General features: G+C 71.9%; 13 protein-coding genes. 11 read left to right on the forward strand and 2 right to left on the reverse strand.

All coding sequences use genetic code 11. From position 1 onward, the window contains the following. The first annotated feature begins 27 nt into the window (after positions 1-27). Complete coding sequence (locus tag OG589_RS01240) at positions 28-813, forward strand: hypothetical protein (RefSeq protein ID WP_405145358.1); 786 nt, start codon at positions 28-30, stop codon at positions 811-813. A gap of 99 nt (positions 814-912) precedes the next feature. Next, positions 913-1,107 (forward strand): hypothetical protein, encoded by a 195-nt coding sequence (locus OG589_RS01245; protein WP_405145360.1) that lies wholly within the window; start codon positions 913-915, stop codon positions 1,105-1,107. On the opposite strand, the gene OG589_RS01250 is transcribed toward OG589_RS01245, so the two are convergent. Next, positions 1,101-1,736 (reverse strand): alpha/beta hydrolase fold domain-containing protein, encoded by a 636-nt coding sequence (locus tag OG589_RS01250; RefSeq protein WP_405145361.1) that lies wholly within the window; start codon positions 1,734-1,736, stop codon positions 1,101-1,103. The genes OG589_RS01245 and OG589_RS01250 overlap by 7 nt on opposite strands. A 145-nt stretch (positions 1,737-1,881) precedes the next feature. On the opposite strand from OG589_RS01250, the gene OG589_RS01255 reads away from it, so the two are divergent. Continuing rightward, positions 1,882-2,796: an LLM class F420-dependent oxidoreductase gene (locus OG589_RS01255; RefSeq protein WP_405145363.1), complete on the forward strand. Its 915-nt coding sequence runs from the start codon at positions 1,882-1,884 to the stop codon at positions 2,794-2,796. A 12-nt stretch (positions 2,797-2,808) separates the two neighbouring features. Here the strand turns inward: OG589_RS01255 and OG589_RS01260 are convergent, their stop codons facing one another. Beyond that, positions 2,809-4,572 (reverse strand): ABC transporter ATP-binding protein, encoded by a 1,764-nt coding sequence (locus OG589_RS01260; protein WP_405145364.1) that lies wholly within the window; start codon positions 4,570-4,572, stop codon positions 2,809-2,811. Positions 4,573-4,817: 245 nt separating this feature from the next. Here OG589_RS01260 and OG589_RS01265 point away from each other — a divergent pair, with 245 nt between their 5' ends. From OG589_RS01265 to OG589_RS01300, 8 genes are all read left to right on the forward strand, one after another. Continuing rightward, positions 4,818-5,750 (forward strand): MurR/RpiR family transcriptional regulator, encoded by a 933-nt coding sequence (locus tag OG589_RS01265; protein WP_405145366.1) that lies wholly within the window; start codon positions 4,818-4,820, stop codon positions 5,748-5,750. A gap of 19 nt (positions 5,751-5,769) precedes the next feature. Beyond that, complete coding sequence (locus tag OG589_RS01270) at positions 5,770-6,465, forward strand: SDR family oxidoreductase (RefSeq protein WP_405145367.1); 696 nt, start codon at positions 5,770-5,772, stop codon at positions 6,463-6,465. A gap of 81 nt (positions 6,466-6,546) precedes the next feature. After that, positions 6,547-7,899 carry a formimidoylglutamate deiminase gene (locus OG589_RS01275; RefSeq protein ID WP_405145369.1) on the forward strand — a complete coding sequence of 451 codons (1,353 nt, stop codon included), beginning with the start codon at positions 6,547-6,549 and terminating at the stop codon, positions 7,897-7,899. A gap of 282 nt (positions 7,900-8,181) precedes the next feature. After that, a complete protein-coding gene (locus OG589_RS01280) occupies positions 8,182-9,084 on the forward strand; it encodes an RNA polymerase sigma factor RpoD/SigA (RefSeq protein WP_405145370.1) in 903 nt (300 codons plus the stop codon). Between the two features lie 368 nt (positions 9,085-9,452). Beyond that, positions 9,453-10,763 carry an ammonium transporter gene (locus OG589_RS01285; RefSeq protein ID WP_405145372.1) on the forward strand — a complete coding sequence of 437 codons (1,311 nt, stop codon included), beginning with the start codon at positions 9,453-9,455 and terminating at the stop codon, positions 10,761-10,763. After that, positions 10,760-11,098, forward strand: coding sequence for a P-II family nitrogen regulator (locus OG589_RS01290; RefSeq protein ID WP_405145374.1), 339 nt, complete (start codon positions 10,760-10,762; stop codon positions 11,096-11,098). Before OG589_RS01285 ends, OG589_RS01290 begins: the two co-directional genes overlap by 4 nt. A gap of 7 nt (positions 11,099-11,105) precedes the next feature. Further along, the gene (locus tag OG589_RS01295) at positions 11,106-13,466 is read left to right on the forward strand and encodes a [protein-PII] uridylyltransferase (protein WP_405151936.1); all 2,361 of its coding nucleotides are present in this window, start codon (positions 11,106-11,108) and stop codon (positions 13,464-13,466) included. Positions 13,467-13,630: 164 nt separating this feature from the next. Continuing rightward, positions 13,631-16,714 carry a nitrate- and nitrite sensing domain-containing protein gene (locus OG589_RS01300; protein WP_405145376.1) on the forward strand — a complete coding sequence of 1,028 codons (3,084 nt, stop codon included), beginning with the start codon at positions 13,631-13,633 and terminating at the stop codon, positions 16,712-16,714. Positions 16,715-16,725: the final 11 nt, after the last annotated feature.

Raw genomic sequence — 16,725 nt, forward strand, 5'->3', positions numbered from 1 at the left:
CCGTAGCATCGGTACTGGGGGATGCCTGTGGGGATCTGGTTTCACGAGCGGATCGTCGACAGCGGAAGGCTGCCGCTCTTCTGCTTCCTGACGGCGCTCATCGTCACGTTCCTGTTCACGCGGGTCAACGTCCGGCTGATCCGGGCCAGGGTCGGATGGTTCCGCAACGTCAACGTCGGCGACGTCCACGTCCACCACGTCGTGTTCGGCGTGGTGCTCATGCTCTTCGGCGGCGTCGCCGGGCTGGTGACGGCCGGGCTGTCGCCAGGCTGGTACGCCATGACCGCGGCCCTGTTCGGGGTCGGAGCCGCCCTGGTGCTGGACGAGTTCGCCCTGATCCTGCACCTCCGGGACGTCTACTGGTCCGAGGAGGGGCGCACCTCGGTCGACGCGGTGTTCGTCGCGATCGCGGTGACGCTGCTCCTGCTGCTGGGGTTGCGTCCTTTCGGCTGGGAGGCGCCGGACCCGTCGCCGAGCGGGAGGTGGACGGCGGTGCTCCTTCTGGTCGTCAACCTCGTGCTCGCGGTCGTCACCCTGCTGAAGGGCAAGATCTGGACCGGTCTCGCGGGCCTGTTCGCGCCGGTCCTGCTGATCGCCGGGGCGATACGGCTGGCGCGTCCCGGCTCGCCGTGGGCCCACTGGTTCTTCGCGCCCGGGTCGCGCAGGCCGAGACCGTCCAAGATGGCCAAGGCCGTCCACCGCGAGAACCGCTGGCGCCGCCCGGCGATCAGGGTGAAGATCAGCGTCCAGGAGTTCGTCTCCGGCCGCCACGACCTGCCCTCGGCCTGGAGCGGCGAGCGCAGGGCGAAATGAGCCCTTTGAGGTGCGATGACGCCTGAGGTGCGCATGGTTCGCGAATCCCGGGGCAGTGTGCGGGAGCGAACGTGACCGCTATCAGGGAGGCGAAGCGCGATGGGCTTCATGGACAAGTGGAAGATGCGCGAGCTGAAGGCACGGGCGAAGCGGCGGCTCGGCGCCGGCACCGGTAACCGCACCATGGCGGCCGAGGCGCGCACCGAGGAGGCCGAGGCCCGGCTCCTCCGGACACAGGACCAGATCAAGGAGACCGCGAACGAGATCCGCCGGGAGTACGGCGTCCGTCACTGAGCGTGCAGGAACGACGCGATGACCTGACGGATGTCGTCCGCGCCCAGGTCGAGGTCGTGATCCCCGGGCGCGAGATAGGCCGTCACGGGGTGACCCGAGGCCAGCAGCGCGTTCGCCAGGTCGAGCGTCTGGGTCGGGGGGACCGTGGTGTCCCCGGCCCCGTGGAGCAGCAGCACGGGCACCCCGTTGCCCACGTGGTTGGTCGGGGTGACGTCAGCGGTGAGATCGTCCCCCGCGACGGGGACGTGGCCGAGCAGCCGGGCCCAGGGGCTTCCCGCGACGCGCGGCTCGGGCCAGTCGGCGGCCAGCGGGTCTACAGGAGGGGAACAGGCGATCACGGCGGCCACGTCGTCGGGGGCGTCGACGCCGCGCAGGCCCAGATGGAGCGCCAGGTGTGCGCCCGAGGACCTTCCCGCCACCAGCACCCGCACGCCGGGCCGCTCGGCACGGAGCTCGCGCACGGCGGCCCGTACGTCGTCGAGCTGCGCGGGCCAGGTGGCCTCGCCGCTCAGCCGGTGGTTGACCGGCACGACGTCGAGGCCGTGAGCCGCCAGGATCTCGCGCGACCGCTCGCCGGCGTGCCGCTTCATCCATGCGCCGCCGTGCAGCCAGATCAGTGCCCGCTCCATGCGTGGATCCTACGGGCGGGCCAGGCGGCTCGGCGAGGACGGATGCTCTTGGTACACATCTCGCCTTGAATCGGACAATGTCGGCGTGGCCGGCAAGCCGCGCAGGGAAGGCTCCTACCGTGACCAGGACCGGAGGGGGCGATCCATGCCGAACAACCAGACCGTGGACCTCGCGGCAGTCAAGCAGCGCATCGGCAAGGTAGGCGTGTGGCTCTCGCTGCTCGGCCAGGAGTCCGCCGAGAGGAGCCGCAGGGCCGCCGCGACCATCGAGGAGCTCGGCTACGGGGCCCTGTGGATCGCCGAGCTGCTCGGCGGCAAGGAATCCCTGGTCAACTCCGCGATCCTGCTGACGGGCACCGAACGGCTCGTGGTCGCGACCGGCATCGCCAACATCTACGCGCGGGACGCGGCGGCCGCGGTCTCCGGGGCGAACGCCCTGGCCGAGGCGTCGGGGGGCCGCTTCGTCCTGGGCCTCGGCGTGAGCCACGCCCCGCTGGTGGCCCCCCGCGGGCACGACTACGGCAAGCCGGTCGAGACCATGCGCACGTACCTGGACGCCATGGACAAGGCTCCCTACGACGCCCCGCTGCCCGAGCCGCCCGCCCGGGTGCTGGCCGCCCTGCGGACGAGGATGCTGCGGCTCGCCGCCGAGCGCGCCCAGGGGGCCCACACCTACTTCGTCACCCCCGAGCACACCGCGAGGGCTCGGGAGATCCTCGGCCCCGGCAGCCTGCTCGTTCCCGAGCAGGCCGTCGTGCTGAGCACCGGCCCCGACCGGGCCCGCGCCATCGCCCGCGACTACATGGCCTTCTATCTGAAGTTGCCGAACTACCTGAACAGCCTGCGCGAGATGGGCTGGACCGACGACGACTTCGCGGGCGGCGGCAGCGACGCCCTCGTGGACGCGATCGTGGCCTGGGGCGATCCGGAGACCATCGCCGGCCGGGTCCGCGCCCACCACGAGGCCGGAGCCGACCACGTGTGCGTCCAGCCGCTGGCCCGCGACCTGGACGAATGCTCGGACCACCTCCACCAGCTCGCCCCAGTGCTCCTTGCCTGACGGGGCCCGCCGTCAGCCGGGAAGCGTCTCGGCGTTGGCGAGGAACTGGGTGGTGGCGAGCTCGCGGTAGAGGCCGTCCTGGGCGAGGAGCTCCCTGTGCGTGCCCACCGCCCGCACCCGGCCGTCGGAGAGGACGACGATGCGGTCGGCGGTGGTGACGGTGGAGAGCCGGTGCGCGATGACGAGCACCGTGGTCGTGCCCGCCACCTCGGTGATCACGTCACGCAGCCGCATCTCGTTCACGGCGTCGAGCTGGGAGGTGGCCTCGTCCAGAAGGAGCAGGCGGGGCGTGCGCAGCAGGGCCCGGGCGATCGCCACCCGCTGGCGCTCGCCGCCCGACAGCATCTGCCCCCGGTGCCCGACCGCGGTCTCCAGCCCTTCGGGGAGCCGGCGGACCAGGTCCTCCAGGCGGGTGCGACCCAGCACCTCGGCCACCTCGTCGTCGGTGGCGTCGGGCGCGCCGAACACGAGGTTCTGCCGCAGGGTGCCCGACAGCACCGGGGAGTCCTGCTCGACATACCCGAGGGTGGAGCGCCACCCGGCGAGCGGCAGGTCGCGGATGTCCCGCCCGTCGACCGCGATCGTCCCCGAGCCGGGCTCGTAGAACCGCTCCAGCAGGGCGAAGATCGTCGACTTGCCCGCCCCCGATGGCCCGACCAGCGCCGTCATGCCACCGGCGGGGATGTCGAAGGACACGTCGTGCAGGGCCTGCGGGCGGTCCTCGCCGTACCGGAAGTTCACCCCTGAGAGCGTCACCGCGGCCGGGCCCGAGCCGGTCGCGGCCGGGATCTCGGCGGGCGCGACCGGCTCGGAGGGCAGGTCCTCCACCTCGCGCAGGCGGGGGATGACCGCGAGCCCGGCCTGGAGCTGCACGGCCGCCTGGACGAGCTGCGCGATCGGCGCCATCAGGTAGAAGAGGTACAGCAGGAACGCGATGAGCGAGGACACCTCAAGGGCGCCGCTCGACACCCGGACGCCGCCCACGCCCAGCACCGCCAGGAAGGCGAGCTGTACGGCCAGCCAGGTGGAGGTGCCGGCCGCGGCGCTCCAGCCGGCCGCGCTGAGCCCGCGGCGCCAGGCCCGCCGCGCGGCCTCCTCGACCGCGACGGTCTCCCGCTCCTCCGCGCCCGAGGCCTTGACGGTGCGGAAGGCCTGCAGCGAGCGGTCGAGCGTCGCGCCGACCTCGCCGAGGGCCGCCTGCGCCGCGTTCGTGGCCTTGCGGATGCGCGGCAGCACGAACAGGTTGATCGCCCCGATGGCCACCAGGACCGCGAGCGTGACCAGGAGCAGGACGGCGTCCATGGCCGCCATCAGCGCCACGCAGCCGGCGAGCGTGAACACCGCCGTGACGCCGTTGGTGATGCCCGTCGTGCACACCGCCCGCAGCAGTGTGGTGTCGGCCGTCACGCGGGACTGCAGGTCACCCGGCTCCAGCCGGTCGACGTCGGGGACGCGTAGCCGCAGCATCCGCCGTACCAGCCGCAGCCGCGCGCTCAGCACGACGCTCTCGGCGGTGCGCTCCAGGACGTAACCGCCGAGGGCCGAGATCACGGCCCCCACCATGACCAGCGCGCTCAGGGCGAGCACCGGGCCGGTCAGCGACACGTCGCGGCCGAAGGAGTCGATGAGGTTCTTGGCGACCAGCGGGGTGGCGAGCCCCGCGAGGCTGCCTGCCAGGCCGAGCACCCCGCCCAGCACCAGTGTCCACCTGTACGGGCGGACGTGGGTGAGAAGCAGCCGCCAGGGGGACGCGGGCGAGGAGCCGGGGGTCTTCACGATCAGAGCAACGTGAAACGCGTAGTGTCGCGTTCCCGGATGAGGTTGCGGACCGGTTGCTATTCGTGAATGGCCGCATGGCGTTGCCTGACCACGCCTCGACCAGCACCGGGACACCCGCCCGCGCCCTCCGCCCGCGCCCGGACGGTACCCTTCGGTCTCCAGGATGAATGCGGCCATTCACCGGCGGCCCACCCCCGAGGCCACCCGGGCCCCGGGCGGGATGAGGAAGGCGGTCTCCGGCGTTGTCGATCACGGGGTGGCTGCCCCGGGGGCTGGAGGTGGAAGTGGCGGACGGGCTCGAACGGCTGGTCCAGGGCAGGCGCCTGTCGCCCGTCCAACGGCGCATCGCGCAGTACCTGAGCGAGAACCTCCCCGACGCGGTCTTCCTGTCGAGCGTCGAGCTGGCCGAGCGGGCGGGGGTGAGCCAGCCGTCGGTCACCCGGTTCGCGATGGCCCTCGGCTTCGCCGGATACCCCGAGCTCCGCCAGGCGCTCCGCCCACTCGTGGTCGGCGGTGACGGCGCGGCGGATTCCGACCGGCCGCGCCGCGACGGCGAGGCGAACGGCGCCCGCTTCCTGCACGAGATGATCGACCACGAGATCCGCAACCTCACGGCCATCCGCGACCGCCTGGCCGCCGGTTCCGCCCTGCCGGGCGTTCGCGCGGACGGACTGCCGGGCCGCATCGAGGGGCTGGGCACGGCGCTCGCGGCCTGCGAGCCGCTGCCCGTCCTCGGCCTGCGCGGCTCCTCGGGGCTGGTGACGACCTTCGCGTACTACGCCAGGCGCATCCATCCCGACGTCCGGCCGCTGACCCATGGCGGGTCGGAGCTGACTGAGGGCCTGCACGCCGCGCGCCGGGCGGGCTCCGAGTGGCTGCTCGCCGTCGTCCTGCCCCGCTACCCGGCCGAGGCCGTGCACGCGCTGGAGTACGCCGCCAAGCTGGGCTTCCGGACGGCGGTCATCGCCGACCGGGCCGACGTGCCGTTCCCGGCGGACGAGGTGCTGCCCGCTCCGGTGGGGGCCAGGGCGGTCTGCGACTCGCACGCGGCGCCGCTGGCCCTCGCGATGCTGCTGCTGGAGGCGATGGCCGGCGCCGCGCCGCTGCGAACCCGCGCCCGCCTGGAGGAACACGACCGCATGACCGACCAGACAGGCGTCTTCCTGCGCCCCTGAAGCCCCTAGGGTGAAGCGCATGAGTGGACGACCGATCGCGCTGATCACCGGAGGTTCTCGCGGGGTGGGGGCGGCCGTCGCCCGGGCTCTGGCGCCGACGCACGACCTGCTCGTGGGCGGGCGTGAGAGCACGGCGCTGCTGGAGATCTGCGACGAGCTGGGAGCGCGGCCGTGGCCGGTCGAGCTGACCGACGAGCGCGCGGTGGCCGAGGCGGTGGCCGACATCGACCGGCTCGACGTGCTGGTCCACAGCGCGGGCGTGGCACGGCTCGGCCCGATCGCCGACCTGCCGGTCAACGCCTGGCGTGAGTCGTTCGAGGTGAACGTCACCGCGGTCGCGAACCTCACGAGGCTGCTCCTCCCGGCGCTGCGGGCCGCCAGGGGTCACGTGGTCACGATCAACTCCGGTTCCGGGCAGCGGGCCAACCCCGGCTGGGCCGCCTACGCCGCCGCGAAGTTCGCGCTCAGGGCCTTCGCCGACGCCCTCCGGCAGGAGGAGGAGCCCCACGGGCTGCGCGTCACCACCGTCTATCCCGGCCGGGTGGACACCGACATGCAACGTGAGGTGCGCAGGCAGGAGGGCGGCGAATACGAGCCCGGGAGATATCTGGCTCCCGGCTCCGTGGCCCGCGCCGTCGTCACGGCCGTCACCGCGACCCCCGACGCCCACATCACCGAGATCACAATTCGCCCCACAGCGGGGCCGGTGACCTGAATTCGCTATATAAAGCGCACCTGGCCTAATTGATTCGCATAACAGGACGAACGTTGACTTTCTCCCTGAGAGATTGGGGGAGTGTCCGACCTGACCTACTGGTGTGAGCTGGCCTGGTTGCATCCCGGTGAGGCGGTCGAGGGCGTGCTCGTCCGGGTGGAGGGCCGCCGGTTCGCCGACGTCGAGCGCGGGGTCGCCGCGCCGCCGCACCAAGCGGTGCGGCTGGCGGGCCTCACCCTGCCGGGCATGGCCAACGCCCACTCCCACGCCTTCCACAGGGCCCTGCGCGGGCAGGCCCACGCGGGTTCCGAGACCTTCCACGGCTGGCGCGAGCGCATGTACGCCGTGGCCGGCAGGCTCGACCCCGGCACCTACCTCGACCTCGCCAGAGCCACCTTCGCCGAGATGGCGCTGGCGGGGATCACCGCCGTCGGGGAGTTCCACTATCTGCACCACGGCGAGGGCGGCCGGCGGTACGACGACCCCAACGCGATGGGGCACGCGCTGATCGAGGCGGCGAGGGACGCGGGCCTGCGCATCACCCTGCTGGACGCCTGCTACCTCACCGAGAACATCGGCGCACCCCTGGACGGCACGCAGCTGCGCTTCGGTGACGGCGACGCGCACCGCTGGGCGGAGCGCGTGGACGACCTGGCGAGCGAGTACGCCCGCGCCGAGGACGTGGTGGTCGGCGGGGCCGTCCACTCCGTGCGCGCCTGCCCGCCGGAGCAGATGCCCGTGGTGGCGGAGTTCGGGCACCGCAGGGCCGCCCCGCTGCACACGCAGGCCTCGGAGCGGCGCACCGAGAACCAGCATTGCGTCCAGACCTACAGCGCGACCCCGATCCAGGTGCTGTACGAGCACGGGGTGCTCGGCCCGCGCACGACCGCCGTCCACGCGACCCACCTGTCGGACGTGGACGTGGCCCTGCTCGGCGGGTCCTCGACCCACGTCTGCGTGTGCCCCACCACCGAGCGGGACCTCGCCGACGGCATCGGTCCCGCCCGCAGGGTGCACGACGCGGGGTCGCCGGTGACGCTCGGCACCGACAGCAACGCCATGATCGACCTGCTGGAGGAGGCGAGGGCGGTCGAGCTCGGCGAGCGCCTCACCACAGGCGAGCGGGGCCACTGGACGGCCGCCGACCTGCTGCGCGCGGCGACGATGGTGGGGCAGGCCTCGCTCGGCCACCCCGACGCCGGCTTCATCGTGCCGGGAGCCTGGGCCGACCTCGTGTCCGTGCGCCTGGACTCGGTGCGCACGGCCGGAGCGGGCAGCGCGTCGGCTGGGGAGACGGTCGTCTTCGGGGCGACGGCCTCCGACGTCCACTCGGTCGTCTCCGGCGGGCGGCGGGTCGTCGTGGAGGGCGGTCACGTGCTGGGGGACGTCGGCGCGATGCTCGCCGGGGCCATCTCCGCCATACGATCACCCTGAGGCTATTTCCGGCCGTTCATCTGCCTTTTCTCCGTGCATCCCTGAGCCTCTCGCGTGCGAACTCATACCTGAGGAGGACGACTGAAACCATTCTCCGGTCGTATCTCTTTTGGGAATCTTTGCCGTGCACTGGACGTTGATTCGGGCAAGAGGGGGAGAGGACGCCGCGCCGGCATTCAGGGCCTGCGGGGCCGACTCCACCCGCACGTCAGGGCGGGCGCGGCGAGACGAGGTGCCATAGGAATGGCAAGGCCGACGGGGAATCGGACGCAGGACCAGCAGGTGGCCGACAGAGATCTGCTCGGCACCTATCTGGCCGAGATCGGAAGGGTACCCCTGCTCAGCGCTGATCAGGAGGTCGAGCTCGCCAAGCGCATCGAGGCGGGCCTTTTCGCCGAGCAGCTCCTGGACAGCGGGGTGCCGGAGCCGAAGGCGTCCGACGCCACCGACGAGGAGCTCGAACGGCTCGCGGTGTCCGGCCAGCGCGCCAAGGACGAGTTCATCCAGGCCAACCTGCGGCTCGTCGTCGCGGTGGCAAGGAAGTACTCCGGCAGGGGGATGCCGCTGATCGACCTGGTCCAGGAGGGGAACCTTGGGCTGGTCAGGGCCGTGGAGAAGTTCGACTACCGCCGGGGCTACAAGTTCTCCACCTACGCCACGTGGTGGATCCGCCAGTCGGTGGGCCGCGCGATCCACGAGCAGGCCAGGCCTGTACGCCTGCCGACCCACGCGGGGGAGCAGATGACCCGACTGATGCGGGTCCGCCGCGACATGATGGCCGAGCTGGACGCCGAGCCGACCGACGCCGATCTCGCGGCCGTCCTGGAGCTGCCGATCGAGCGGGTCCGCGAGCTGCGCCGCTGGGCCTCCGACCCGGTGTCGCTGCAGCTCGGCGTGGGCGACGAGGACGAGACCGAGCTCGGCGACATGATCGCCGACGACACCTGGGCCAACCCCGAGCAGCAGGCGATGGACACCCTCGAACGCGAACGCCTCGAAGACTGGCTGCTCGGCCTGGAAGGTCAGACTCGCGAGATGTTGCGCTGGCGTTACGGGCTGGTCGACGGGCGTGAGCACACGCTCACCGAGGTCGGCGAGCGGTACGGCATCGGCCGCGACCGCGCGCGGCGCCTGGAGCGCGACGCCCTCGCCCGCTTACGGAAGCTGGCCCACGCCGCGGCCTGAGCGCCTGCGGCGCTTGGTGGTTCCGTACACCTTTTCGGATTTTTTCCACCCTTTTCGGCGGTCATGCGCGTGGGGTCTCCCGGCGCATGACCGCAGGTCGTGACGCTGGTCAGCCGGCACATGACCGCTTTCCCGCCACCCTGGCGCGATATTAAGGACGCGCTGATATCGGTTGGCGATCCCTCCGAAACATGGCCGAAACATCGTGCCCGTGAGTTTCACGTACGTGAAACACGCCAGGTCAAGACCTGAAACGGCAGAAGAACACGCTTTCGCCCAACGTCAGTGCGCAGCCGGTCAATGAAGCCCTGGAGCGCCCACTGCGGGAGAAATCGGCCACACGCCATTTGTAAGGAGGGTCGCATCGAATGAAGATCGATAGCGGCACTACAGCCTGGATGCTCGCGGCCACCGCACTGGTGCTGCTCATGACTCCAGGTCTCGCGTTCTTCTATGGGGGCATGACCAGGGCCAAGAGTGTCCTGAACATGATGATGATGTCGTTCGTCAGCATCATCACCGTAACGATCGCATGGGTCCTCTACGGTCACTCCCTTGCCTTCGGCCCGAACGGCAACGACTTGCTCAACAAGTTCGTCGGCGGACTCGGGGATGTCGGCCTGCAGAGCCTTGTCGACACCGCCACCAAGGATGACGGCACCGGTATGCCGAGCCTGGTGTTCTCGGCGTTCCAGCTCACCTTCGCCATCATCACCGTGGCCCTGATCAGCGGCGCCATCGCCGACCGCGCCAAGTTCGGCGCCTGGGTGGTCTTCTCGGTGGTCTGGGCGACGATCGTCTACTTCCCGGTCGCGCACTGGGTGTGGGGCGGCGGCTGGCTCACCCAGCTCGGCATCGAGGACTTCGCCGGCGGCACGGTGGTCCACGTCAACGCCGGTGCGGCGGGCCTCGCGCTCGCCCTGGTGCTCGGCAAGCGCAGTGGCTGGCGCAAGGATCCCATGCGCCCGCACAACCTCACGCTGGTCCTGCTGGGCGTCGGCCTGCTGTGGTTCGGCTGGTTCGGCTTCAACGCCGGCTCCGAGCTCGCCGTCGACGGCACCGCCGGCCTCGCCTTCATGAACACCCAGATCGCCACGGCCGTCGCCGCCGGCGCCTGGATCCTGGTCGAGAAGATCCGCGACGGTCACTCCACCACCCTCGGCGTGGCCTCCGGCGCTGTCGCAGGTCTGGTCGCCATCACCCCGGCCTGTGGTTTCGTCGACCCCTGGGCCGCGATCGTCATCGGCGCCATCGCCGGAGCGGTCTGCGCCTACGCGGTCGGCCTGAAGTACAAGCTCGGGTTCGACGACTCGCTCGACGTGGTCGGCGTCCACCTGGTCGGCGGAGCGCTCGGCGCGATCTCCCTCGGCTTCCTCGCCGCCTACCCGTTCCTGGACCCGCAGGCCAAGGGTCTGTTCTACGGTGGCGGGTTCACGCAGCTCGGGCGGCAGGTCCTCGGGCCGGTCGTCGTCGGGCTCTACTCGTTCATCCTCGCCTGGATCATCGGCAAGATCATTGACAAGACGATGGGCTTCAGGGTCACTGAAGAGGACGAGGTCACCGGCATCGACATCACCACCCACGCCGAGACCGGCTACGACCTCGGCTCCGTTCACGCATCGGGCGTCGCCTCGGTGAACGGTCCTGTCCAATCAGTGGCGAAGAAGGTAGACGCATGAGGCTCATCACAGCGGTGATCAAGCCCTTCAAGCTGGACGACGTCAAGGCGGCCCTGGAGCAGTTCGGCGTCAAGGGCATGACGGTCAGCGAGGCCAGCGGCTACGGCCGCCAGCGCGGCCACACCGAGGTCTACCGCGGTGCCGAGTACCAGGTCGACCTGGTGCCCAAGGTCCGCGTGGAGGTGCTCGCCGAGGAGGAGGACGCCGAGGATGTCATCGACGTCATCGTCAAGGCCTCCCAGACCGGCAAGATCGGTGATGGCAAGGTCTGGTCGGTCCCCGTGGAGACCGTGATCAGGGTCCGCACGGGAGAACGCGGACCGGAGGCCCTCTAACCGGATGATGAGAGGCGACGCTCGCTCATATGCCGCGGCCCGCAAGGAGCGGGCCGCGGACATCGACCGCTGGCTGGCCGACCTGTTCAGAACGGCGTGTCCACAGCCGTTCGCACGGGAAGGCCGGAACCTGCCCGGGGGGGCGAAGAGTGGGTTCGCGTCCGGAGAGGAACGCGGCGCCGGCACCTCCCTGATGGGGTCCGGCGCCCCTGCCGCGGGCACCGGTGCCGCCTTCGCGGGCACCGGTGCCGCCCTGGTCGCGGTCGGCAGCCTGGGACGAGGAGAGCTCGCCCCGGGAAGCGACCTCGACCTGGTGCTCGTGCACAACGGTCAGGACGATGTCGCCCGCATCGCCGACCGCATCTGGTACCCCATCTGGGACTCCGGCCTCGGGCTCGACCATTCGGTCCGCACGGTCGACGAGGTCACCAAGGTCGCGCGCGAGGACCTCAAGGCGGTGCTCGGGCTGATCCAGGCCCGCCACGTCACCGGGGACCCCGAGCTGACCAGGGCGGCCCGTGAGGCCGTCCTCGCCGAGTGGCGCGCCGACTCGCGCCGCAGGCTCGCCGAGCTGCGCGAGGCGGCGGACAAGCGCGCCGAGTCCTCAGGAGAGCTGGCCTTCCTGCTGGAGCCCGACCTCAAGGACTCCCGAGGCGGCATCCGCGACGTGCAGGCCATGCAGGCCGTCGCCGCGGCCTGGGTCGCCTCCGCGCCCGGGCCCCGCGTGCGCGAGGCGTACGAGTTCCTGCTGGACGTCCGGCACGGGCTCCACCTGGTCACGGCGCGCGGCGCCGACCGCCTCGTGCTCCAGGAGCAGGACGCCGTCGCGGCGGCGCTCGGCCTGCTGGACGCCGAGGCCCTGATGCGCCGCCTGGCCGAGGCCGGCCGCACGATCGCCCACGCCTTCGACGCCACCTGGCGCACCGTCGACCGCCTGCTGTCGGGGCCGGCGCCCCGCGGCCGTCGCCCGCTGGCCGACGGCGTCGTCGAGCACGGCGGCGAGGTGGTGCTGGCGCGCGGCGTCAACCCCAAGGACGATCCCGTCCTGGTGCTCAGGGCGGCGGCCGCCGCCGCCGAGGCCGGGCTCCCGATGGCTCCCGCCACCGTCTCCGTGCTCGCGGCCCAGTCGCCCGCGCTGCCCGTCCCCTGGCCGGACGAGGCCCGCGACGCCCTGGTGGCGCTGCTCGGCGCCGGGCGCGCGGCCGTTCCCGTGTGGGAGGAGCTCGACCAGGCGGGCATCATCGTCAGGCTCATCCCCGACTGGGAACGCGTGCGGCACCGCCCGCAGCGCAACCCGGTCCACCGCTTCACGGTCGACCGCCACCTCATCGAGGCGGCGGCGGGCGCCGCGTCGTTCACCCGCGAGGTGTCCCGCCCCGACCTGCTGCTCATCTCGGCCCTGCTGCACGACGTGGGCAAGGGCTGGCCTGGCGACCACTCGACGACCGGCGAGATCGTCGCCAGGGACATCGGCGCCCGCATGGGCCTGCCGCCCGCCGACGTCGACACGCTGGCCACCGTGGTCCGCCACCACCTCCTGCTGCCCGAGACCGCCACCCGCCGCGACCTCGACGACCCGGTGACGATCTCGCGGGTCGCCGAGGCGGTCGGCTCGCGCGAGGTGCTCGAACTGCTGGCCGCCCTGGCCGTCGCCGACGGCAACGCCACCGGCCCGGCCGCCTGGAACACCTGGAAGGCGTCCCTGGTCTCCGAGCTGGTCCGCAGGGTGCGCTCGGCGCTGTCCGGCACCCCGCCGGCGCCCGCTCCCTCGCTGTCGGCGCAGCAGGCGTCCCTGGCCAGGCACGGCGGCGGCGCGGTGCGCGTGAACGGCGGCGCGGTCACCGTGGTCGCGCCCGACCGTCCCGGCCTGCTCTGGCGGGCGGCCGGCGTGCTGGCGGCCCACCGCATGGTCGTGCGCGCGGCCTCCGCCGCCTCCGCCTCCTCCACGGCGGTGATCGAGTTCTCGGTCGTGCCCGAGTACGGCACGCCGCCGGATCCCGCGACGCTGGAGGCCGACCTGCGGCTGGTGCTCGCGGGCCGGCTGGACATCGAGCAGCGGCTGGCCCGGCGCACGCGATCGCTGCGGCCGGCCCGCGTTCCGGTGGCCCCGCCGAGGGTCAGCCTGGTCGACGACGCCTCCCAGACGGCCACCGTCGTGGAGGTGCGAGCACATGATCGTCCAGGCCTTTTGTGGCGAATCGGCCGTGCTTTTGGTGAATGTAACCTTGACGTCCGCGCCGCACGAGTGGAGACTCTCGGCGCGGAGGCGGTCGACGTCTTCTACGTGGTGGACAGGTCAGGCCGGCCCATCACCGACGCCGCGCAGCGGGCGCAGGTACGGGAGCACGTGCTCGCGGCCCTGCGCTGACTTTCGCAGGTCGGAGACGTCGCGATAGCTCCGGGATTCATAACAATTACGTTCGGTGTCCCGGTTCTGGCCACGGCATTGGTGACCTTGTGGTCGAATTGTCCCCGCTTATGTAGTTATCAGCCATGCCGTCATCCATGCATGGAAGATCGCGGGGGGTGGCGGTGAACACGACTGAAACCGGGACCAAGACCACACTCCAGTCCGGTGCGGGCGCGGGAGCCAAGCGGCACAAGCGTCCGGGGGGACAGGGCGGTCCCGGCCCCCAGCACGGGCGCAAGGGCGCGTCGCGGTTCTCGCTGCGCAACTGGCGGGTGCCCGCGCGTCTGACGGCGCTCATCCTGGTGCCGACGGTCGTCGGCGTGCTGCTCGCGGGTCTGCGCGTGGTGTCCTCGATCGACAGTGTCAGCGCCTACCAGCGGAGCGCGGCCGAGGCCGTGATCGCCGGTCATCTGCGCGACCTCAGCCTGGAGCTGGGGCTGGAACGCGACAGGACGGTCTGGTACCAGACGGCCCGCCAGCAGAAGGCCGCGCTCGCCGACCAGCGCAAGGCCGTCGACACCGCCGTCACGAAGGTACGCGACGACCTCGGGAAGATCGACTCCGACTACGGCGTGCGCGCCGTCGAGGACGCCCGGCAGGTCTCGACCCGGCTCGACACCATGGCCGTCATCCGCAAGGGCGGCCAGCCGGCGAAGTACACCGACCTGGTGGCCTCGCTGCTCCGCCTGCACGACGAGATCAGCCAGGCGAACGACGACTCGCGGCTCACCGGCGACTCGCGCGCTCTCAGCGCTCTGGCCCACGCCAAGGAGGAGGCGTCCCAGCAGCGCGGCACGCTCGTCGGCACGCTGGCACGCGGCGACCGGTTCAGCTCCGACACCCTTGAGGAGTTCATCGCCTCGCGGTCGCGGCAGAAGGCCGCGATGACCACGTTCAACGGCGAGGCCGGAGCCGACAACGGGCGCTTCCTCGCCCAGACCGTCAGGGGCACCCAGGTCATCAGGGCCGAGCTGACCAAGTCGTGGGCCATCGCCCTGGCCAGCCGCAACCTTCCCGTACGCGACGCCGGCGGGCGCGGCACCGCCGTCAAGCAGTGGTTCGACGACAGCACCAAGGCCATCCAGCTGCTCCAGCAGGTGGAGACGCGGGTGGCCGCCTCGGTCGCCTCCCGGGGGGCCGCCCTCGAATCGGCTGAACGGCGCAACGCGATCATCGCAGGGGTGCTGATCCTCGCCCTGGTCCTGCTGGTCCTCGCCACCACGGTCCTGATCGCCCGCTCGCTGGTCAGGCCCCTGCGCAAGCTGCGCTCCGAGGCGCTGGAGATCGCCGGGTTCCGCCTGCCCGCGGTGGTGCGGCACATGCGCGAGTCGGGCGAGGCAGCGGAGGCTCCGGACGTCCAGCCGATCATCGTGGGCACTCACGACGAGATCGGAGAGGTCGCCAGCGCCTTCGACGAGGTCCACCGGCAGGCCCTGCGCCTCGCCGCCGAGGAGTCGCAGCTGCGCGGCAACGTCAACGCGATGTTCGTCAACCTCTCGCGCCGCATCCAGACGCTGGTCGAGCGGCAGATCTCGCTGATCGACGGCCTGGAGCGCGGAGAGCAGGACGGCGCGCGCCTGGGCGACCTGTTCAAGCTCGACCACCTGGCCACCCGCATGCGCCGCAACAGTGAGAACCTGCTGGTCCTCGCCGGCCACGAGGCCGCGCGCAAGCGCAGCCAGCCCGCCAAGCTGGTGGACGTCGTGCGGGCCTCGCTGTCGGAGGTCGAGGGCTACGAGCGGGTGAGCGTCAAGGTCCACAGAGGCTCCGCCGTCGCCGGGCACGCCGCCAACGACGTGGTCCACCTGGTCGCCGAGCTGGTCGAGAACGCCCTGTCCTTCTCGCCGGGGAACACCCGGGTCGTGGTGTCGAGCAGCATGATCGAGGGAGGCGGCGCGCTCCTGGCCGTCAGCGACTCCGGCATCGGCATGACGCCGGAGGAGATCGCCGAGGTCAACCGCCGGCTGGCCGACCCGCCCGTGGTGGACGTCTCGGTGTCCCGCCGCATGGGCCTGTTCGTGGTCGGCCGCCTTGCGCTGCGCCACAACATCCGCGTCCAGTTGCGGCGCGGCGACTCGGCCGGCCTCATCGCCATGGTGCTCTTCCCGCCGCAGCTCATCAGCGTCGCGGCCGGGCGGGCGCCGGTGCTGCCCCAGCGGGGCGACCAGGGCGAGGCTCCCGCCGAACGCGCGTCCAGCGGGTCGTCTCCCACGTTCGCCGAGTTCAACGGCACCGGAGCCTCGTCCGTCTTCAACCGCGTGCGCTCGGCCGGCCCCGGGCCGCGCGGGGCCTTCGTGGACCCGGCGCCCACCGGGCCCCTGTCGGGGTACACCGGTCCGATGCCGGGGGCACTGGATCCCGCGTACACCGCGGCGCTGGGTTCGGCCGATCCCGGCACCGGGCCACTTGGACCGGTCGGTCCTGGCGGGGGGCCTGGACTCGGCCCGGTCGGGCCCTCCACCGGGCCGACGGGGCCGCCGACCGGCCCGAGATCACCGGGATCCACCACCGGGCCGAACGGGCTGCCCGCGAGGTCGCCCGGATCGTCCACTGGCCCGAACGGCCTCCCCCCCAGATCGCCCGCGGGACCGGCCACCGGGCCCGCGGCGGCGGCCCCCTTCGCACCTGCGGGCCCGGTGGGCCGAGGTGCCGAGACGTGGGGGACCGAGGAGGCAGAGGACTCGCCGACCGGCAATCACGAGTCGCCGCTGGAACGAGGGGACGAATACTTGCCGATCTTCGCTTCGGTCGAGTCGGCGTGGTTCCGCCGTCCCGACGCCCGGGAGATCGCCGCCGACGGCATGCCAGGGCCGGCGGGTCCGCAGGGGCCCGCGACGGCACCCGGTCAGGGGAGGCACGCCGAGAGCGCTTCGCAGGCCCCGGAGCCCTCACGGGGTGCTTCCGGGACCGGAGCATGGGGCTCCACCGCCGACAGCGGCTGGCAGGCGGCCGGCGCTGTGGTGGATCCCTCCTTGGGAGGCATCACCGCCTCCGGTTTGCCGAAGAGGACGCCGAAGGCCAACCTTGTGCCGGGATCGGTGGCCCCGTCCACACCCGCCGCGGCGCCCCCGCCGCGCCCGGACGTGTCCGCCGAGCAGATCCGCGCCCGGATGTCGCGCTTCCAGCAGGGCATCCAGCGTGGCCGGGCCGACATCTCGGACTCCGCGTCCCGCAATCCTGACAACGACCAACCCCGCACTGACTGACGCCGTACTGA

It is taken from the genome of Sphaerisporangium sp. NBC_01403, from assembly GCF_045040145.1.
Lineage (GTDB): Bacteria > Actinomycetota > Actinomycetes > Streptosporangiales > Streptosporangiaceae > Sphaerisporangium > Sphaerisporangium viridialbum.